We start from the raw sequence: 19,254 nt of genomic DNA, 5'->3' as shown, positions 1-19,254 counted from the left end.
GCGGGGCGGGGCCGCCCCGTCCCATCGCCTTGCTTGGCCGGATGTTTCCTGCACAAAGGGCGAATGAAATCAATTATCTGCCGGCCAGTATTCATGCGATGAATGCGGCGCGCCATAGGCAGGGCCAGGGGCAAATGCGACCCCGGCAAGGAGGAGACCAGATGGAAGATTTCCGTTTCGACAAAGACGCAGATGGCATCGTGACTGTCACGCTCGACATGCAGGGCCAGAACGCCAACACGATGAACGCCCGGTTCGAACCGGGGATGCGCGCGATCTGCGACCGGCTGGAGGCCGAAGAGGGCCTGACCGGCGTTGTCTTTGCATCCGCCAAGAAGACCTTCTTCGCGGGGGGCGATTTGCATGACCTGCTGGCGATCGAGACCGCGAATGAAGAACTCTTCGCCGGGATCGAGGCCAGCAAGGCAGTCTATCGCCGGATCGAAAAGCTGCCGGTTCCGACGGTGGCGGCCATCAATGGCGCGGCACTGGGCGGCGGGTATGAGCTGTGCCTTGCCTGCAATCGGCGCATCGTTGTGGACGATCCCAAGGCCGTGGTTGGCCTGCCGGAGGTCACGCTGGGTCTGCTGCCCGGCGCAGGCGGGGTGGTGCGACTGACCGCCTTGCTTGGCCTCGAAAAAGCACTGCCCTATCTGCTGGAGGGACGGCAGGCGAAACCGGCAACGGCACTGAAACAGGGCATGGTCGATGAGATCGTTGCGGGGGCGGATGATCTTGTCCCCGCTGCAAAGGCATGGATCAAGGCCAATCCGGACGCACATACGCAACCTTGGGACCAGAAAGGGTTCCGCTATCCGGGCGGCGGCGCGATGGAGCCGCGCGTGCGCCAAACCATGCAGGTCGCGCCCGCGATGCTGTTCCAGAAAACCCGTGGCCTGCTTCCCGCGCCGGAGAAAATCCTCGACGTGGCGGTCAATTCCATGCGGATGAATTTCGATGCCGCGCTGCGCTACGAGACGCGGCGTTTCATCGGACTGATCGTCTCGCCCGAGGCAAAAGCGGCGATTTCCACCTTCTTTTTCGGGATGCAGGCGATCAAATCCGGGGCGGTGCGCCCGGAAGGGCCGCGCTGGCAGGCGTCGCGCGCCGCGATTTTGGGCGCAGGGATGATGGGGTCGGGCATTGCCTATGCCCATGCCAAGGCCGGATTGCCGTCGGTTCTCAAAGATATGGACGCTGGCAAGGCCGAGGCTGGCAAGCAATATTCGGCGGGCCTGTGTGACAAGGCGATGAAGCGCGGACGCATGGACGATGCGGGCAAGGCGGCCTTGCTGGACCGGATCACCCCCACCGCGCAGGATGCCGATTTCGCGGGCACGGATATCATCATCGAGGCCGTGTTCGAGGATATCGCGCTGAAAGAAAAGGTCATCCCCGAGACGTTCAAACAGCTTTCGCAGGATGGTATCTACGGCTCCAACACCTCGACCCTGCCGATTTCGATCCTGGCAGAGGCTTGCCCCGATCCCAGCCGCTTTATCGGGCTGCATTTCTTCAGCCCGGTGGACAAGATGAAGGTGGTCGAGATCATCATGGGCGAGAAGACCAGTCAGGATACGCTGCGCAAGGCGTATGATTACGTGCAGCAGATCGGCTACATGCCGATTGTCGTGAATGATTCCCGTGGGTTCTTTACCTCGCGCGTGTTCGGAACGTTCATGGATGAGGGGCTGCAACTTCTTCAAGACGGGATGGACCCGGTGGCGATTGAGCGGGCGGCATGGTCGGCGGGGATGCCGGTGGGGCCGCTGGCAGTGTTTGACGAGGTCTCGCTGGTCCTTGGCCAGAAAGTCAGCCAGACCCATGCGGCGCTTGACGCACGGCTTGGGGTGGAAAGCGGGTATGGCAAACACAACACGGCGACGCCTGCGGTGATCGGGCCGATGATCGCGGCGGGCCGCGGCGGGCGGCAATATGGTGGCGGCTTCTACGACTATTCCGCGGATGGCAGCAAAACGCTCTGGCCCGGACTAAGTCAGTTCGCCAAGGGCAATGCGGAAATCTCGCAGGCCGATGCGGTGGATCGCATCCTGTATCGTCAGGCGATCGAAACCCTGCGCTGTCTGGATGAAGGCGTTCTGAACACAGAGGTCGAGGCCAATCTGGGCGGCATTTTCGCCATCGGGTTCCCGGCCCATACCGGCGGCGCGATCCAGTTCATTCGCGGCGTCGGGATCGATGCGTTTGCCGCGCGCGCAGCTGAACTGGCCGATGCATATGGCGAACGGTTCGACATCGCGCCGACGGCGCTGGATCGACTTCGCAGCGAAAAGGTCGCCGCCGCATGACCGGGCCATTGGAGGGACTGCGGGTTGTAGAGATGCAGGGGCTTGGCCCTGCGCCCTTGGCGGGGCAGTTGCTGGCCGATCTCGGGGCCGAGGTCACGCTGATCACGCGCAAATCGGGCAAGGCCAACCCTGCGGATATCAACAACCGGGGCAAACGCTCTGTCGCGCTGAACCTCAAGCAACCAGATGGAATTGCAGCGGCCAAACGTCTGATTTCCAAGGCGGATGTGCTGATCGAAGGGTTTCGGCCCGGCGTCATGGAAAAGCTGGGCCTTGGCCCGGATGATCTGGCCGATACGCTGGTCTATGGCCGAATGACAGGCTGGGGTCAGGAGGGCCCATGGGCGCAGATGGCCGGGCATGACATCAACTATCTGGGGCTGACCGGGTTTCTCCATGCAACGGGCCGGGCCGGGGATGTGCCAACACCGCCGCTGAATATCGCGGCCGATTATGGCGGCGGCACGATGTTTCTGCTGTTCGGGATCATGGCCGCGCTTTGGGAACGGGAACGCTCTGGCCGGGGGCAGGTCATTGACGCCGCGATGGTGGACGGGGCCTCGGCCTTGATGGCGCTGGTTCATTCCATGCGCGCCATGGGGCAGTGGCAGGACCGGCGCGAGGCGAACCTTCTGGATGGTGGCGCGCCGTTCTACCGGACCTATGAATGCGCCGATGGCAAATTCCTTGCCGTCGGCCCGTTGGAGCCGCAATTCTTTGCCGAGCTGGTCACCAGGGCAGGTTTGCCGGAGGCGGATCTGGCGCAGCAACATGACCCAAAACGCTGGCCTGATATGCACGACAGCTATGCAGACCTGTTTCGCCTGAAGACGCGCGACGAATGGGCTGCAATCTTCGACGGGACCGATGCCTGCGCGACACCGGTGCTGACTTGGGATGAAGCGCCCGCGCATCCGCATATGGCGGCGCGGCAGACTTTCGTTGCACCCGGCGGCATATCGCAAGCGGCCCCGGCGCCGCGCTTTTCACGGACGGCGCCCGCAATGCCGGCACCGCCCGCCGCACCGGGTGGCGATACAGACGCGGTTCTGCAAGAGGCCGGCTATTCAGCGGACGACATCGCCGCCATGCGTGCGGCAGGGGCGCTGACCTGACCGGGGTGGGTTAATCCCATTTCCGGGCCGGTGGCAAATCGGCCAGGCTGCGCGCGCCCAGCTGGCCCATATTGGCCTTCAGATCGGCGCTGAGGATATGCGCCAGATGGTCGGGGCCTTTCTCTGGCCCCAAGGCGGCAAGGGCGAAATGCCACGCGCGGCCCAGCATGACGAAATCCGCGCCGAGTGCCAATGCGCGCAGGATGTCCAATCCGGTCTCAACACCGCTGTCAAAGATCAGCGGAGCCTTGGTGGCGGCCCGGATTTGCGGCAGCACTTCGATAGTTGCCGGGGCGGCATCGAATTGCCGTCCAGCATGGTTGGAAATCCAAAGCCCATCGACGCCTTCAGCATCAAGCCGCGCCGCATGGGCGGCGTTCAGCACGCCCTTCACGATCAACCTGCCTTTCCAGTGATCGCGCAGCCAGCGCAGATAGTCCCAGTCGGGCGACGTGCGCAGCAGGTATCCGATATGCGCCGTGGAGGGCAGATTGCCCGTATCGGCGGTGATGTATTTGTCGAGCATACGCATCCGCGGCATCCCGGCCTGCGCCACGGCCCGCGCCCAGGCAGGGCGCATCGCAACCTGCGCCGCAAGGCGCGGCGTCAGCCGGGGCGGCTGCGTCAGCCCGGACCGCGTTTGGCGTTCGCGGCGCGAGGCGACCGGAACATCGACCGTCAGCACCAAGGTGCCAAAGCCGCAATCCTGCGCACGGCGCAGCATATCGCGGCGGATTTCGGGATCGCGCGGCGGATAAAGCTGGAACCAGCCGTGATCGCCCAGCACCGGCGCGACCTCTTCCGGGGCGGCGGCGGCGACGGTGGACAGGGTATAGGGGATGCCCCACGCGGCGGCGGCCTTGGCCAGCGCACGTTCGGCCCCGGGCCAGACCAGCCCGGACATGCCGACCGGGGCAATCCCGAAGGGCAGGGGCATACGTGCCCCGAACAGGTCCACCGACAGATCCGGGTCGAACTCTCCATGCAGAATGCCCGGCATCATGCGGAGCGCGTCCAGCGCGGTGCGATTGCGCGCCTTCGTGATTTCGTCGCCAGTGCCGCTATCGAGATATTCCCAAACGAATTTCGGCAGACGTGCGCGGGCGCGGGCCTTCAGATCAGAAAGGGCGGGGTAGCGGGCATCCAGTGTCATGGGCGGATTTCATCCGGTCACTCGCGAAATGTCGAGAGGATTGCGCGGAACATTGTGCGAACGTGTCTTTATCTCCCCGGCCGCGCGCGCTAGTTTGCCGGGTATGAGCGATTTCGACGAAATGGATGCCTTCGAGGGCGCGGTGCCTCTGTCTCAGCGGGCGATGGCGGCGGCGACCCCGCCTACACCCTATCTGGACGGGCTGAATCCGGCGCAGCGCGCCGCGGTAGAGCAGATGGACGGCCCGGTTTTGATGCTGGCCGGCGCGGGAACGGGCAAGACACGTGCGCTGACGGCCCGGATCGTGCATCTGCTGGCGCGCGGCAAGGCGCGCCCGAACGAAATCCTGGCCGTGACCTTCACCAACAAGGCCGCGCGCGAGATGAAGAACCGCGTGGGCGGGATGCTGGGCCAACAGATTGAGGGTATGCCTTGGCTGGGCACCTTCCATTCGATCTGTGTGAAGCTGCTGCGCCGCCATGCGGAACTTGTTGGTTTGAAATCGAATTTCACCATTCTGGATACAGATGACCAGGTGCGTCTGCTCAAGCAATTGGTGCAAGCGGCCGGGATCGATGACAAGCGTTGGCCGGCGCGGATGCTGGCCTCGATCATTGATGACTGGAAGAACCGGGCGCTGGTACCCGGCAAGGTGCCGACCGCCGATGCGGGGGCCTATAACCATAAGGGAATCGAACTTTACGCGCAGTACCAGACCCGGCTGATGGAACTGAACGCGGTCGATTTCGGCGACCTCCTGCTGCATATGGTCACGATCTTCCAGACCCATGACGATGTGCTGCAACAATATCAGCGTTGGTTCCGGTATATCCTTGTGGACGAGTATCAGGATACCAACGTCGCGCAATATCTGTGGCTGCGGCTGCTGGCGTCGGGGCACAAGAACATCTGCTGCGTGGGTGATGACGATCAGTCGATCTATGGCTGGCGCGGCGCAGAGGTGGGCAATATCCTGCGGTTTGAAAAGGATTTTCCCGGTGCGCATGTGGTGCGGCTGGAACAGAATTACCGTTCGACCCCGCATATCCTTGCGGCGGCGTCCGGCGTGATCCGGGGCAATACGAACCGGCTGGGAAAAGAGCTTTGGACAGATGCGCAGGACGGCGAGAAAGTCCGCCTGATCGGCCATTGGGATGGCGAGGAAGAGGCCCGCTGGATCGGTGAAGAGATCGAGGCGGCGCAGAAAGGCACGCGCGGCGTGCGCCCGATGAGCCTTGATGAAATGGCGATCCTGGTACGTGCCTCGCACCAGATGCGCGCCTTCGAGGACCGCTTTTTGACCATCGGTCTGCCTTATCGCGTCATCGGCGGGCCGCGCTTTTACGAGCGGATGGAGATCCGCGATGCCATGGCATATTTCCGGGTGGTGACCAGCCCGGAAGACGATCTGGCATTCGAGCGGATTGTGAACACGCCCAAACGCGGGCTCGGCGACAAGGCGCAGCAGACGATCCAGACGACAGCGCGTGCGAACGGGGTCAGCCTTGTGGAAGGCGCGCGTCTGGCGGTGCAGGCCGGGCTGATCAAGGGCAAGGGCGGCGCGGCGCTTGGGGAACTTGTCGAAGGGATTGCACGCTGGGGCCGCATGGCGGGCGACACGGGCATGACCCATATGGAACTGGCGGAAATCATCCTTGATGAATCCGGCTATACGACCATGTGGCAGAATGACAAAACGCCCGAAGCGCCGGGGCGGCTGGAAAACCTGAAAGAACTGGTCAAGGCCTTGGAAGAGTTCGAAAATCTTCAGGGGTTTCTCGAACATGTCAGCCTTGTCATGGACAATTCCAGCGATGATGCAGAGGCGAAAGTGTCGATCATGACGCTGCACGCCGCGAAGGGCCTGGAATTTCCCATGGTCTTTTTGCCGGGCTGGGAAGACGGGCTGTTCCCGTCGCAACGGTCGATGGATGAAAGCGGGGTGAAGGGCCTCGAAGAAGAACGGCGACTGGCCTATGTCGGGATCACGCGCGCTGAAGAGGTCTGCACGATCTCCTTCGCCGGAAATCGGAGGGTCTTTGGCCAGTGGCAATCGTCGCTGCCGTCGCGGTTCATTGATGAATTGCCCGAAGAACATGTGGATGTGATGACCCCGCCGGGGCTGTATGGCGGCGGCTATGGCGCTGCCTCGCCGGGTGTTTCGGGGATCGAACAGCGCGTGGCGGAGGCAAATGTCTACAATTCGCCGGGCTGGAAACGGATGCAGTCGCGCAGCAGCGAGCGTCCGGTGCGTCAACCGAGCGAAGCGCGCAATACGGTGATTGACCTGAATGCAGTGTCGAGCTTTACGATGGGGGAACGCGTGTTCCACCAGAAATTCGGCTATGGCGCGATTGTCGGGATCGAAGGCGACAAGCTGGAGATCGCGTTTGAAAAGGCGGGCGTGAAGAAAGTCGTGTCCCGCTTTGTGACCGGCTGCGACGACATCCCCTTCTAATCTTTAAGTTTTCCGGACGGCAGGACGGCGCTGTTTCGCGCATTCGCACGAACGGCGCCCCGCCCACCGTCCCGCAATCGGCCCGGTCAGGGACGGCTCGCGCACGGCTTTCGCTGTGCCATTTCGATATTTCGGTTGGACAAAAAAATACGGCGGTGATGCTAGGGAGGAGGACGCATCACCGCCGCTTTTAGACAGGTTCACCCTAGGGAGGAGGACGGGCGCCCCTGACATTCGAATTTCATGCGGCGATGACGCTAGGGAGGAGGACGCATCATCGCCGCTTTTGGACAGGCACCCCCTAGGGAGGAGGACGGAGGTGCCTGGACACCAAACTTGTCGGGCGGTGGCGACACTAGGGAGGAGGACGTGCCACCACCGCCTTTTGGACCGATATCTCCGAGGGAGGAGGAGTGGAGATATCTGGACACCAACTGTTGTGGGCTTTACAGCCCTTAGAGCTTGCCCTCTGCGGCTTGTTGGGCGAGGCCACGGATTTGGCTCCGGCCAATGCCCAGATCGGACAGTTCCCGATCGGACAGAGAGGAAAGTTCGCTATAAGTTACGCGTGCCAGACGGCGGCGCGCCATGTTTTCACCGACACCGGCCAGCCAGTGGGCCATGTTGTCGACGATGCGCTCTGCCAGACCGGCGTCGCGGGAGTGTGCTTCGTTAAAATAGGCCATTTGATTGCCTCAACTCATCTAGTGTGCTCGTCTTGTGATCAAGATATAGGGTTATGCTGCACCTGCACAACGGGCAATGCTGCAATGCAGCTATGCGCCTCATGCAAGCTAACGTAGGGTAAAAAGTTACGCATTCTTAAGACTTTACCCGTTTCGGTTGTGCGGGGGTTGCGTTCCGTGCGGGGTGTGCGAGTTAATGCGGCAAAGCCGTAAGGGGGCGATGAATGACTGTGCAGAAAAAGAACGTTGAGGTTGCGCTAACACAGATCGCGCTTCCGGACGGTGGTGACCTTGTCAGCCGCGACATGATCCGTGCGCTTGACATAGATTCGGGTGTGGTGCGCTTTGTGATCGAGGCGCCGTCGCCCGAAATCGCCGCGCAGATGGAACCTGTGCGCAAGGCGGCCGAGGCGGCGGTTCTGGCGCTGGACGGCGTCACAAAGGTGCAAGCCGCGCTGACCGCGCATGGCCCGGCGGGCGCGCGTCCTTCCCAAGCCCCGCCGAAAGCGCCGCCAAGCCTTAAGATCGGGGGGCATCCCAAGCCGCAAGCCGCACCGATGAAGCCTGCGGGTGTTCAGCGCATTCTGGCGATCGGCTCCGGCAAGGGCGGGGTCGGTAAGTCTACTGTCTCGTCGAACCTTGCTGTGGCGCTTGCGCGCAAGGGGCGGAAGGTCGGTTTGCTGGACGCTGATATATATGGTCCGTCGCAGCCGCGCATGATGGGGGTGAACAAGCGCCCCGCATCACCGGACGGCAAGACGATCATCCCGCTCCACGCGCATGGGGTCACACTTATGTCGATCGGGTTCATGCTGGATCCGGACAAGGCCGTGGTCTGGCGCGGACCGATGTTGATGGGCGCGTTGCAGCAGATGCTGGGTCAGGTCGAATGGGGAGAGCTGGATGTGCTGATCGTCGATCTGCCGCCGGGGACCGGAGACGTGCAGCTGACGCTTTGTCAGAAATCCGAGGTGTCCGGGGCCATCGTCGTCTCGACCCCGCAGGATGTGGCGCTGCTTGATGCGCGCAAGGCGCTGAACATGTTCGAGACGCTGAAGACGCCGGTGCTGGGCCTGATCGAGAATATGTCCCAGTTCACCTGTCCGACCTGCGGCACGACGCATGACATCTTCGGTGTCGGCGGTGTTCGTGAGGAGGCAGAAAAGCTTGGCGTGCCGCTTTTGGGGCAACTGCCCATCGATCTTGAGACGCGCCTGGCCGGTGATGGCGGAACGCCCATTGCCGCCGGGGGTAGCCAGATGGCCCAGGCCTATGCCCAGATTGCGGACGGGTTGATCAAGGGCGGCATGGCCTGAATCTTTTGCCGCTTCGCCCGGACCTTTATCGTCTGTGGGGCGGGGCGGCTGTTCCTTCTTTATATATAGCGCCGCACTTGGGATTGGATGGGATCGTCCTGTCCGGCGGCGTCCCGTGCCGGACCTTACCTCTATATAAGGAGTGCGCAGCGGGGCGGAGGACACCATCCCGGCTGGAGATTGCGCGTCCGAGCGCCCCGTCCACTGCGCAATTCCCCGATCAGATCCCTTAGAACTTCATAAGAATGCACGCCTATGGTCGTGCCATACGCTTGGTGTTCCCGATCTGATTGGACCCAAACAGGTCTTTCATGGGGCTGGCACGGCACTGGTATGGGAATTCATGGTCAGCATGGGAAATCATGGGCGCATCCTTCGGGCTGTGCGTCGATTCCATAGAAATTCGAATCAATTTCGGTGATTTCATGGTGAGTCCGGTCGCCGTTTGTGAGAACATGAGTGGAACATCTTGATATTCCAGTCATCGCTTCCAAGTTATATGGGAAAATGTGGGAAATTTCGGGCGTGTGCTCTCGCGTCTATATGTAGTGTTAAGTTTTCCATATTTCACAACTTAGGCGAATTTTGTCGCCTTTTTCCGTCCATATCTTGTTTTCCACGCGGTCGGGGAACAGGATTTAGTGCGTCTGACCTTCAAAAAACATTTGCCAGACCATGAATTCCCACGCATAACCATATGCATCAGATGAGAGCAGGCCACGGGGCACCAAACGACCCCAGCAAAACAAAAGACCAAGCAGGTTTCATACAGGCATTCCTCTTTCATCGGACCAGAGATCCGGCGCGCGAGCGAGCAGACATCCCCCCAGGTGGCGCGCGCAGCTGGACACCCCGCAAGGCGGGACGAGGGCGGCGGGTTGAACAGTGGCAGCAGTTCAACCCGCCGTTTTCGTTTTAACGGCACCGCGGACGCGCGGCGCAGGTAACAAAAGGGACGGACAGGCGTGGCACGCAGGTTCAGAGGCGAAAGCGACCACAAGGTCGATGCAAAGGGCAGGGTCTCTATCCCGGCCTCTTTTCGCCGTGTAATCGAAGCGTGCGACCCGGAATGGACCGAAGGCCTGCCGCCCCGGCTGATCATCGTCTATGGCGGCGCCACGCGGAACTACCTTGAAGGTTTCACCATCGAAGCAATGGACGAGGTCGACGAAAAGATCGCCCGTCTTCCGCGCGCCTCTGGGCGTCGCCGCGCGATGGAACGGCTTTATAGCGCGCAAGTCATCGACACTGTTGTGGACGAAACCGGGCGGATCGTGCTGCCCGCGAAGCTGCGTGAAAAGATCGGTTTGACGAATATGGCGAAATTCGTGGCCTCGGGCGATACGTTCGAAATCTGGGAGCCAGACGCCTATGACGCCTCGATCGAGGCGTATGGCGACGAAGATTTCGACCCGAATGTCGATCCGTCCATCTATCTGGATGGGGATTACGATTAAGATGACCGCCGGGGGGCCACATATTCCGGTTCTCATAGACGCGATCTTGAAGGCTTGTGCGCCGATCCAGGGCACGTGGCTGGATGGCACCTTCGGGGCGGGCGGCTATACGCGGCGGTTGCTGGATGCGGGCGCGGACAAGGTGATTGCGGTGGACCGCGACCCCTTGGCGTTTGAACTGGCATCGGACTGGGCGGGCCAATATGGCGACCGCCTTGTGATGCAGCAGGGCGTGTTTTCCCGGATGGACGAGTATGCGCAAGGGCTGGATGGTGTGGTTCTGGATCTGGGCGTCAGCTCCATGCAGCTTGATCTGGCAGAGCGTGGCTTTTCCTTCATGAAAGACGGGCCGCTGGATATGCGGATGAGCCAGGACGGGCCGAGTGCGGCGGATTTGGTCAATGAAGCCGATGAACGGACGCTGGCGGACATTCTGTTTCACTACGGAGAAGAGCGGGCCTCGCGCCGGATTGCCAAGGCGATTGTGAAGGCGCGGGCGCAGGGCCCGATCACGCGGACGCTGGAACTGGCGGAAATCGTCGAATCCTGCCTGCCGCGCGCCAAACCGGGCCAGTCGCACCCCGCGACCCGCAGCTTTCAGGCGCTGCGCATCGCGGTCAACGATGAATACGGGGAGCTGTGGCGCGGCTTGATGGCAGCAGAGCGGGCGCTGGCCCCCGGCGGCAAGCTGGCGGTTGTGACCTTCCATTCGGTCGAGGACCGGATGGTGAAACGTTTTCTGACGGCGCGTTCTGGCGGCGGCGGGCGGGCCAACCGCTATGCGCCAGAGACCGAGATCGCCGCGCCGCAATTCGAACTGACGCCGCGCAAGGCCATCGCGCCCGATGCTGACGAGATCGCCGCCAATCCACGGGCGCGTTCGGCCCGGTTGCGGGTCGCGCGGCGCACCGATGTGCCCCATGGCGATGTTGCCGCCAAGGATATTTCAATGCCCGAGTTGCCGGGAGATCGTAAATGAAAACAGTGCTTTACATTCTGACCACCTGCGCCGTCGTCGGGCTGGCCTTTTGGGCCTACCGCGAGAATTACGCGACCCAGCAGGCGCTGAAGGATACCGAACAGCTGCGCCGGGAAATTCGTGCGGCGCATGGGCGGCTGACCATGTTGCGGGCCGAATGGGCCTATCTCAACCGTCCTGACCGTTTGCGGGAACTGGCGGATTTGAACTTCCAGCGCCTTGGGCTGATGCCGCTGCGCCCCGACCAGTTCGGACTTGTGGAGCAGGTGTCTTACCCGCCGCGTCCGTTGCTGCCGCTGATCAACTCGATTGAAGTGTCGTCCGCCAATGCACCGGAGGCGCAGCCATGATCCGCACGCCGCTCCGCCCGCTGCCCCGTATCCTCGAAGCACGCGAGAAGGGGGAGAACCCCGATGCGATCGAACGGGAGAATATCCGCATTCGCCATGAACAAATGCGCGATCAGTCGCGTCTGCGGGCTGAAGGGCGGCTTCTGGTGCTGGGCGTGTTCTTTTTGTGCGCCTTTGTCGTCGTGGGCGCGCGTATGTCGATGCTGGCCAGTTCCGAGCCGGTAGAGCCGCGCGCCGCCGCGCCGGGCTCTGTCATTTCCAATGCGCGGGCCGATATCGTGGACCGTCATGGGCGCATCCTTGCGACCAATCTCGACACGCACGCGCTTTATGCCCAGCCGCCCCATATGGTTGAGCCGGAGCGCGCGGCCGATGGGCTGGTGCAGATTTTCCCCGACCTGGATCGCGACCGGCTGCTGCGTGATTTCACCGGCAAGCGCAAGTTCCTGTGGGTAAAGAAGAAAATCAGCCCCGAACAAATGCAGGCCGTCCATGAACTGGGTGAGCCGGGGCTGATGTTCGGCCCGCGTGAGATGCGGCTGTATCCCAATGGCAAGCTGGCCGCGCATATTCTGGGCGGTGCGTCTTTCGGCAAGGAAGGCGTCGGCGCTGCCGAGGTGATCGGGATTGCCGGGGTCGAGAAATATTTCGACGACTATCTGCGCGACCCGGCCAATGGCAACGCCCCGCTGGAGCTTTCCATCGACCTGACGGTGCAAGCGGCGGCAGAGCGTGTTCTGTATGGCGGGATGCGGATCATGAATGCCAAGGGTGCGACATCGATCCTGATGGATGTGGAGACCGGCGAGGTGATCTCTGCCGTGTCGCTGCCCGATTTCGACCCGAACGACCGTCCGCGCCCGATCCTGACTGGTGATCAGGGGGATAGCCCACTGTTCAACCGCTTTGTGCAGGGTGTGTATGAGCTTGGCTCCGTCTACAAGATTTTTGCCGCCGCGCAGGCGATTGATCTGGGGCTGGTATCGCCGTCGACGATCTTCGACACGAATGAGCCGCTCAAGGTCGGTGGCCACCGCATCGGCGAGTTTCACAACAAGCGATACGGCGATCTGTCGGTGACGGATATCATCGTGAAAAGCTCCAATCGGGGGACCGGGCGTCTGGCCCTGATGATTGGGCCGACCCGGCAGAAGGCGCTGATGGAGCGGCTCGGTCTGCTGCACGAAACCCCGTTCGAGATCGTCGAAGCCGCGACCGGCAAGCCGCTTTATCCCACGCGCTGGACCGATGTCAGTGCGGTGACGATTTCCTATGGGCACGGCATTTCCACATCGCCCATGCATCTGGCAGCGGCCTACAGCGCGATCGCCAATGGTGGGCGCATGGTCAAGCCAACGGTGGTCAAGCAATCGGGCCCGCAAGAGGGCACGCGGGTGATGAGCGCGAACGCCGCCCTTCAGGCCCAGCGGATGCTGCGGGCGGTGGTGACCTCGGGCACGGCAAGCATGGCCGAAGTCGCTGGCTATCAAGTGGCGGGCAAGACCGGCACCGCCGATAAACCCAAGCCGCGCGGCGGGTATTACGAGGATAAGGTCATCGCGACCTTCGCCAGCATGTTCCCGGCCAATGATCCGCAATATGTGCTGATCGTCACGCTGGACGAGCCGGTGGAAACCAGCGGCGACAAGCCTCGGCGCACCGCGGGTTGGACCGCCGTTCCCGTCGCGGCAGAGATGATCCGCCGTGTTGCTCCTTTGCTGGGATTGCGCCCGCAGGCCGATCCGCTGGCACTGAACGAGGTCGTGCTGACATCCGGGCAATGATGATGCGCGGCGCGGTGCGGTGCCGGGCATTCCACGGGGCGCTTTGGCGGGGCGCGGCCCTCAGCGCAGCACCCGCGCTGGCCCTTGCACAGCGCGGCAATTGCGCGCAAGAGGCTGAGCCATGACCAGCAAGACTCTTTCCGACCTCGGCCTCACCGCAAAAGGCAACGCAAACCCGGTCATCACCGGGCTCAGCGTCGATAGCCGCATGGTGAAGGACGGGCACCTTTTCGCCGCTTTGCCCGGATCGCGCGTGCATGGCGGCACTTTCATCCAATACGCGCTGCGCATGGGCGCTGCGGCCATTCTGACGGATGCGGCCGGGGCGCAGATCGCGGCGCAGGAACTGTCCGCCTCGGACGCGGCGCTGGTGATCACGGAGTCCCCGCGCGAGGCACTGTCGCTGGCGGCGGCGCTTTATTTCGGACAGCAGCCGCAGACCATGGTCGCGGTCACGGGTACCAATGGCAAAACGTCAGTATCGACCTTCGTGCGGCAAATCTGGATAGAGATGGGCCTGCCTGCCGTCAATCTGGGCACCACCGGGGTTGAAGGCGCGTGGCAGGCGCCGCTTGCCCATACCACGCCCGAACCCATCACGTTGCACCGCACATTGGCCGAAGCCGCAGCGGCAGGGATCACCCATGCGGCGATGGAAGCATCCTCGCACGGGCTGGACCAGCGCCGGCTTGACGGGGTGGTGCTGCGGGCGGCGGGGTTCACCAACTTCACCCAGGACCATCTGGATTATCACCACACGTTCGAGGCGTATTTCGACGCGAAAGCGGGGCTTTTCGCGCGGGTGCTGCCCGAAGAGGGCACCGCCGTCATCAATATCGACGATCCGCGCGGGCTTGATATGTTGGCGATTGCGACGGCGCGCGGGCAGGAGGTCATTTCCGTCGGCACCCATGGCGCGGACCTGTCTATCGAAGGGCAGCGTATGGACGCCACGGGGCAAGAGCTGCGCATCGGTTTCGGCGGGGCGTCCTATCAGACGCGGCTGAACCTGATGGGCGATTTCCAGGCGGCCAATGTCATGGTCGCGGCGGGGCTGGTGATTGCCTGCGGCGCCGATCCGCAAGACGTGTTCGAAACGCTGCCAAGCCTGCGCACGGTGCGCGGACGGATGCAACTGGCGGCGACACGGGCCAATGGCGCGTCGGTCTATGTGGATTATGCCCATACGCCGGATGCGGTTGAAACCGCTCTTAACGCGCTGCGCCCGCATGTAATGGGGCGGCTGATCGCGATTGTCGGCGCGGGCGGGGACCGCGATGCGGGCAAGCGCCCCCTTATGGGGCAGGCTGCGGCACGCCATGCCGATATCGTTTTCGTCACCGATGACAATCCGCGCAGCGAAGATCCCGCGCTGATCCGCGCCGCCGTGATGGAGGGCTGCCCAGAGGCGACCGAAGTCGGCGACCGGGCAGAGGCGATCTTGCGTGCGGTGGATGCGCTGGGGCCGGGCGATGCGCTGCTGGTTCTGGGAAAGGGCCATGAGACGGGGCAGATCGTCGGCGACGCCGTGCTGCCCTTTGACGATGCCGAACAGGCGAGCATTTCTGTCGCCGCGCTGGATGGGGGGCTAACATGAGCCTGTGGACTGCGAATGAGGCGGCTGCCGCGACCGGCGGGCAAGCCAAAGGGGATTGGACAGCAACAGGCGTGTCCATCGACACGCGCACGATTCAGCCGGGCGATTTGTTCGTCGCCCTCAGCGCCGAACGGGATGGCCATGACTTCGCCGCCGCCGCGCTGGCGAAAGGGGCCGCCGCAGTTCTGGTCTCGCGCATACCCGGCGGTGTCGAAGATGACGATCCGATCCTGCTGGTGCCCGATGTGCTGGCCGCGCTTGAGGATCTGGGCCGCGCCGCCCGCGCGCGCACGGACGCCAAAGTCATCGCGGTGACAGGGTCCGTGGGCAAGACCTCCACCAAGGAGATGCTGCGCACGATCCTGACCGATCAGGGGCGCACCCACGCCTCTGTCGCGTCCTACAACAACCACTGGGGCGTGCCGCTGACGCTGGCGCGGATGCCGTCCGACACCCAATTCGCCGTGATCGAAATCGGCATGAACCACCCCGGAGAGATCGCGCCGCTGGCCCGGATGGCGCAGCCGCATGTTGCGTTGATCACCACCGTCGCCCCCGCGCATCTGGAAGCCTTTGAAAGCATCGAGGGCATCGCGCATGAGAAAGCATCGATCCTCGACGGGTTGGTGCCGGGCGGGGTGGCGGTGCTGAATGCCGATATTTCGACCGCGGGGATTCTGACGGCCAAGGCGCAGGCGGTCGGTTGCGCCTCTGTCTCGTTCGGGGAGCAGGCGCGCGATTACGTGCTCGAAAAGGTCTCCATCCATGACACGGTGACGGTGATCGAAGGCCATGCAGCGGGCGAGCCGCTGCTGTTCAAGCTGCCCACACCGGGGCGGCATTTCGCGATGAATGCCATGGGGGCGCTGGCCTCTGCCGAGGCGGTCGGGGCGGACCGTGCGCTGGCCCTGCAATCGCTGGGGCGGTGGTCGCCCTATCGCGGGCGCGGCGCGCGCGAGGTCATTCACTTGGACCCGATCGAAGACCATATGACGCTGCAACTGATCGACGAAAGCTATAACGCGAACCCGACTTCTGCCGCCGCCGCGCTGGAGGTTCTTGCCGCCGCGACCGTCACCAACGATGTGGGGCGGGTGTCTCGGGGGCGGCGCATCGCCGTGCTGGGCGACATGAAGGAACTGGGCAGTGATGCTGCCGATCTGCATGCGGGACTGGCCCGCTTGCCCCAGATCGATCAGGTCGATGTGCTGCACTGCGTCGGCCCGCTGATGCGGCACCTGTTCGAGGCCTTGCCGCCCCAAAAGCGTGGCCTTTGGACCGAAACCAGCGCCGAAATGGCAGATCAGATGCGCCACAAGCTCGACAGTGGTGACGTGGTGATGGTCAAGGGATCATTGTCGATGAAGCTGGCCTCTGTCGTTGACGCCATTCGCAAAATGGGTCATTCGGGCGACCAACTTGACCACAAGATAATGTTTTCGGGACAGGCCTCATGCTCTACTGGTTGACCGCTTTGTCGGATGGCGGCGATTTCTTCAACCTTTTCCGCTACATCACTTTTCGTGCGGGCGGGGCGTTTCTGACGTCGCTTATCTTCGGGTTCCTGTTCGGGCGTCCGTTGATTGCGGTGCTGCGCAAGCGGCAGGGCAAGGGCCAGCCGATCCGCGAGGACGGACCGGAGGCGCATCTGGCCAAGGCCGGCACGCCCACCATGGGCGGCTTGCTGATCGTGGGCGCGCTGGCGACATCCACGCTGCTTTGGGCGCGGCTCGACAATCCATTCGTGTGGATCGTGCTGGGCGTAACGCTCAGCTTTGCGCTGATCGGGTTCCTCGACGACTACGCCAAGGTTTCGCGCCAGAATACGAACGGTGTGCCGGGGCGCATTCGCCTTGCGCTTGGGGTGGTGATTGCCGCCGTGGCTGCGATTGCCGCGACATATGCCCATCCAGAAGAGTTGCAATACCAGCTCGCGCTGCCGGTGTTCAAAGATATCCTGTTGAATTTCGGCTATTTCTTCGTGCCCTTCGCCGTGATCGTCATCGTGGGCGCGGCTAATGCGGTGAACCTCACCGATGGGCTTGACGGGCTGGCGATCATGCCGGTGATGATCGCAGGCGGCACCTTGGGCATCATCGCCTATGCGGTGGGCCGGGTCGATTTCACCGAATATCTCGACGTCCATTACGTGCCGGGCACCGGGGAAATCCTGATCTTCAGCGCCGCGCTGTTCGGCGGCGGGCTGGGGTTCCTGTGGTATAACGCGCCGCCTGCGGCGGTGTTCATGGGCGATACCGGATCGCTCGCATTGGGGGGGGCTTTGGGCGCTATTGCGGTCGCCACCAAGCACGAGATCGTTCTGGCCATTGTCGGCGGTCTGTTCGTGGTAGAAGCGCTGTCGGTCATCATTCAGGTGCTTTACTTCAAGCGCACCGGGCGGCGGGTCTTCCTGATGGCGCCGATCCACCACCATTACGAAAAGAAGGGCTGGGCAGAGCCGACCATCGTGATCCGCTTCTGGATCATCTCGCTGATCCTCGCCATGATCGGCCTTGCAACGCTGAAAGTGCGTTAAGGGGCCGGGCGCCGGTCTTGTGCCTGCCATCAAGCTGCGGGCAATGTCGCGTGGAAATGACGGGGGCACGGCATGATTCCGATACAAGGTGTTGAGGGCAAGGCGATTGGCGTCTTGGGGCTGGGCCGGTCAGGGCTGGCGGCGGTGCGGGCCTTGCAGGCGGGCGGCGCCGAGGTTCTGGTCTGGGATGACAGCCTTGATGCGCGCAGCCGCGCCGAAGCGGACGGCATCACCGTGGCAGAGCTTGGCCGCGACAAGGTGATGGAGCGCCTTTCCCTGCTGGTCGTCTCGCCCGGCATCCCGCATCTTTACCCCGCGCCGAATCCGGTGATCGCAGCGGCCTATGCGGCGGGCGTGCCGGTCGACAACGATATCGGCCTGTTCTTCCGCTCTTTCGCATCGCGCGAATGGGACAAGTACGAAACCGCGCCGCGCGTGGTGGCGGTGACAGGCTCCAACGGGAAATCGACCACATCGGCCTTGATCCATCACGTATTGGAAACAGCGGGCCGCGATGTGCAGCTTGCGGGCAATATCGGGCGCGGCGTGCTGGATATCGACCCGGCGGGCGATGGCAGTGTCGTGGTACTGGAACTGTCCAGCTATCAGACAGAGCTTGCGCGCGCGCTGACACCGGATGTGGCGGTGTTTACCAACCTTTCGCCCGATCATCTGGATCGTCACGCAGGCATGGGCGGGTACTTCGCGGCCAAGCGGCGGCTCTTCTCCGAAGGGGGGCCGGATAGGGCTGTGATCGGCGTGGACGAGGCTGAAGGCCGCTATCTTGCCGGGCAAATGTCCGAAGGCCCCAGCGATGACCGGGTCATTCGCGTGTCGGTGGCGGGCAAGCTGGGCGGGCCGGGCTGGGCCGTTTTCGCGCGCAAGGGATATCTGAGCGAATACCGCAAGGGGCGGCAGGTGGGGTCTATCGACCTGCGGGAGATCAAGGGCCTGCCCGGTGCGCATAACCACCAGAATGCCTGTTGCGCCTATGCGGTGTGCCGGTCCCTTGGCCTTGCGCCCCGTGTGATCGAAGAGGGGTTGCGGTCCTATCCGGGGCTGCCCCACCGCAGTCAGGTCGTCGCAGAGGCGAATGGCGTGGTCTTCGTCAATGACAGCAAGGCAACCAACGTGGATAGCGCGCTGCGGGCGTTGCAGGCGTTCAAGAACGTCCGTTGGATCTGCGGCGGGTTGGAAAAGGATGGCGGGCTTGAAGCGCTGCGCGGTGCTGCTGGCTCTGTGCGCAAAGCCTATGTGATCGGGCGGGAAGCTGCGGCCTTTGCGATGCAGTTGGCGCCAGAAGCAGAGGTCTGCGGAACCATGGCGCAGGCCGTGGCCCGCGCGATCGAAGACGCAGAGCCGGGCGATGTTATCCTGCTTGCCCCGGCGGCTGCCAGTTTTGACCAATATGACAACTTTGAGCAGCGCGGCGACGATTTCGTTGCGCAGATTTCACGTATATTGGAAAGTTAAGGGGCGTGGCGCCGCGCGTTTTACCCGCGCCGTGCCGCCTT

14 protein-coding genes are annotated in these 19,254 nt (G+C 62.9%); 12 read left to right on the top strand and 2 right to left on the bottom strand.

Going from position 1 to position 19,254, the window contains the following annotated elements; genetic code table 11:
* The first annotated feature begins 161 nt into the window (after positions 1 to 161).
* Positions 162 to 2,309 carry a 3-hydroxyacyl-CoA dehydrogenase NAD-binding domain-containing protein gene (locus E4Z66_RS05825; RefSeq protein WP_136461994.1) on the top strand — a complete coding sequence of 716 codons (2,148 nt, stop codon included), beginning with the start codon at positions 162 to 164 and terminating at the stop codon, positions 2,307 to 2,309.
* On the top strand, positions 2,306 to 3,424 hold the full coding sequence (locus E4Z66_RS05820; protein ID WP_136461993.1) for a CaiB/BaiF CoA transferase family protein: 1,119 nt from the start codon (positions 2,306 to 2,308) through the stop codon (positions 3,422 to 3,424). The genes E4Z66_RS05825 and E4Z66_RS05820 overlap by 4 nt, the downstream gene beginning before the upstream one ends.
* Before the next feature lie 10 nt (positions 3,425 to 3,434).
* Here the strand turns inward: E4Z66_RS05820 and E4Z66_RS05815 are convergent, their stop codons facing one another.
* A complete protein-coding gene (locus E4Z66_RS05815; RefSeq protein WP_136461992.1) occupies positions 3,435 to 4,577 on the bottom strand; it encodes an alpha-hydroxy acid oxidase in 1,143 nt (380 codons plus the stop codon).
* A gap of 103 nt (positions 4,578 to 4,680) precedes the next feature.
* On the opposite strand from E4Z66_RS05815, the gene E4Z66_RS05810 reads away from it, so the two are divergent.
* Positions 4,681 to 7,035 (top strand): ATP-dependent helicase, encoded by a 2,355-nt coding sequence (locus E4Z66_RS05810; RefSeq protein ID WP_136461991.1) that lies wholly within the window; start codon positions 4,681 to 4,683, stop codon positions 7,033 to 7,035.
* 455 nt (positions 7,036 to 7,490) lie between these two features.
* Here the strand turns inward: E4Z66_RS05810 and E4Z66_RS05805 are convergent, their stop codons facing one another.
* Positions 7,491 to 7,721: a DUF1127 domain-containing protein gene (locus tag E4Z66_RS05805; protein ID WP_246035887.1), complete on the bottom strand. Its 231-nt coding sequence runs from the start codon at positions 7,719 to 7,721 to the stop codon at positions 7,491 to 7,493.
* Between the two features lie 224 nt (positions 7,722 to 7,945).
* Between E4Z66_RS05805 and E4Z66_RS05800 the strand changes: the two genes are divergently transcribed.
* The 9 genes from E4Z66_RS05800 to murD all read left to right on the top strand — a co-directional run bounded on the left by E4Z66_RS05800 (position 7,946) and on the right by murD (position 19,213).
* Positions 7,946 to 9,037 (top strand): Mrp/NBP35 family ATP-binding protein, encoded by a 1,092-nt coding sequence (locus E4Z66_RS05800; RefSeq protein WP_136461990.1) that lies wholly within the window; start codon positions 7,946 to 7,948, stop codon positions 9,035 to 9,037.
* 965 nt (positions 9,038 to 10,002) lie between these two features.
* Positions 10,003 to 10,494, top strand: coding sequence for a division/cell wall cluster transcriptional repressor MraZ (mraZ, locus tag E4Z66_RS05795; protein WP_136461989.1), 492 nt, complete (start codon positions 10,003 to 10,005; stop codon positions 10,492 to 10,494).
* Positions 10,478 to 11,473: a 16S rRNA (cytosine(1402)-N(4))-methyltransferase RsmH gene (gene rsmH, locus E4Z66_RS05790; protein ID WP_136461988.1), complete on the top strand. Its 996-nt coding sequence runs from the start codon at positions 10,478 to 10,480 to the stop codon at positions 11,471 to 11,473. Before mraZ ends, rsmH begins: the two co-directional genes overlap by 17 nt.
* A complete protein-coding gene (gene ftsL / locus E4Z66_RS05785; RefSeq protein WP_136461987.1) occupies positions 11,470 to 11,823 on the top strand; it encodes a cell division protein FtsL in 354 nt (117 codons plus the stop codon). The genes rsmH and ftsL overlap by 4 nt, the downstream gene beginning before the upstream one ends.
* Positions 11,820 to 13,607, top strand: coding sequence for a peptidoglycan D,D-transpeptidase FtsI family protein (locus tag E4Z66_RS05780; RefSeq protein WP_136461986.1), 1,788 nt, complete (start codon positions 11,820 to 11,822; stop codon positions 13,605 to 13,607). The genes ftsL and E4Z66_RS05780 overlap by 4 nt, the downstream gene beginning before the upstream one ends.
* A 121-nt stretch (positions 13,608 to 13,728) precedes the next feature.
* Positions 13,729 to 15,204, top strand: coding sequence for a UDP-N-acetylmuramoyl-L-alanyl-D-glutamate--2,6-diaminopimelate ligase (locus E4Z66_RS05775; protein WP_136461985.1), 1,476 nt, complete (start codon positions 13,729 to 13,731; stop codon positions 15,202 to 15,204).
* Positions 15,201 to 16,673, top strand: a complete 1,473-nt coding sequence (locus E4Z66_RS05770; RefSeq protein ID WP_136461984.1) for a UDP-N-acetylmuramoyl-tripeptide--D-alanyl-D-alanine ligase — start codon at positions 15,201 to 15,203, stop codon at positions 16,671 to 16,673. The genes E4Z66_RS05775 and E4Z66_RS05770 overlap by 4 nt, the downstream gene beginning before the upstream one ends.
* On the top strand, positions 16,658 to 17,740 hold the full coding sequence (gene mraY, locus E4Z66_RS05765; protein WP_136461983.1) for a phospho-N-acetylmuramoyl-pentapeptide-transferase: 1,083 nt from the start codon (positions 16,658 to 16,660) through the stop codon (positions 17,738 to 17,740). The genes E4Z66_RS05770 and mraY overlap by 16 nt, the downstream gene beginning before the upstream one ends.
* 72 nt (positions 17,741 to 17,812) lie before the next feature.
* Entirely contained in the window at positions 17,813 to 19,213 is a 1,401-nt protein-coding gene (gene murD, locus E4Z66_RS05760) for a UDP-N-acetylmuramoyl-L-alanine--D-glutamate ligase (protein ID WP_136461982.1), read from the top strand.
* Positions 19,214 to 19,254: the final 41 nt, after the last annotated feature.

This window comes from Aliishimia ponticola (genome assembly GCF_004803475.1).
Classification (GTDB): Bacteria; Pseudomonadota; Alphaproteobacteria; order Rhodobacterales; family Rhodobacteraceae; genus Aliishimia; species Aliishimia ponticola.
This window is presented reverse-complemented; position numbering and strand designations above follow the sequence as displayed.

Bases quoted from the DNA above. Each gene is read 5' to 3' on its own strand.
- E4Z66_RS05825 (WP_136461994.1), top strand. From the start codon at position 162: ATGGAAGATTTCCGTTTCGACAAAGACGCAGATGGCATCGTGACTGTC.
- ftsL (WP_136461987.1), top strand. From the start codon at position 11,470: ATGAAAACAGTGCTTTACATTCTGACCACCTGCGCCGTCGTCGGGCTG.
- E4Z66_RS05805 (WP_246035887.1), bottom strand. From the start codon at position 7,721: ATGGCCTATTTTAACGAAGCACACTCCCGCGACGCCGGTCTGGCAGAG.
- mraY (WP_136461983.1), top strand. From the start codon at position 16,658: ATGCTCTACTGGTTGACCGCTTTGTCGGATGGCGGCGATTTCTTCAAC.
- E4Z66_RS05775 (WP_136461985.1), top strand. From the start codon at position 13,729: ATGACCAGCAAGACTCTTTCCGACCTCGGCCTCACCGCAAAAGGCAAC.
- murD (WP_136461982.1), top strand. From the start codon at position 17,813: ATGATTCCGATACAAGGTGTTGAGGGCAAGGCGATTGGCGTCTTGGGG.
- E4Z66_RS05815 (WP_136461992.1), bottom strand. From the start codon at position 4,577: ATGACACTGGATGCCCGCTACCCCGCCCTTTCTGATCTGAAGGCCCGC.
- E4Z66_RS05780 (WP_136461986.1), top strand. From the start codon at position 11,820: ATGATCCGCACGCCGCTCCGCCCGCTGCCCCGTATCCTCGAAGCACGC.
- rsmH (WP_136461988.1), top strand. From the start codon at position 10,478: ATGGGGATTACGATTAAGATGACCGCCGGGGGGCCACATATTCCGGTT.
- E4Z66_RS05810 (WP_136461991.1), top strand. From the start codon at position 4,681: ATGAGCGATTTCGACGAAATGGATGCCTTCGAGGGCGCGGTGCCTCTG.
- E4Z66_RS05820 (WP_136461993.1), top strand. From the start codon at position 2,306: ATGACCGGGCCATTGGAGGGACTGCGGGTTGTAGAGATGCAGGGGCTT.
- E4Z66_RS05770 (WP_136461984.1), top strand. From the start codon at position 15,201: ATGAGCCTGTGGACTGCGAATGAGGCGGCTGCCGCGACCGGCGGGCAA.
- E4Z66_RS05800 (WP_136461990.1), top strand. From the start codon at position 7,946: ATGACTGTGCAGAAAAAGAACGTTGAGGTTGCGCTAACACAGATCGCG.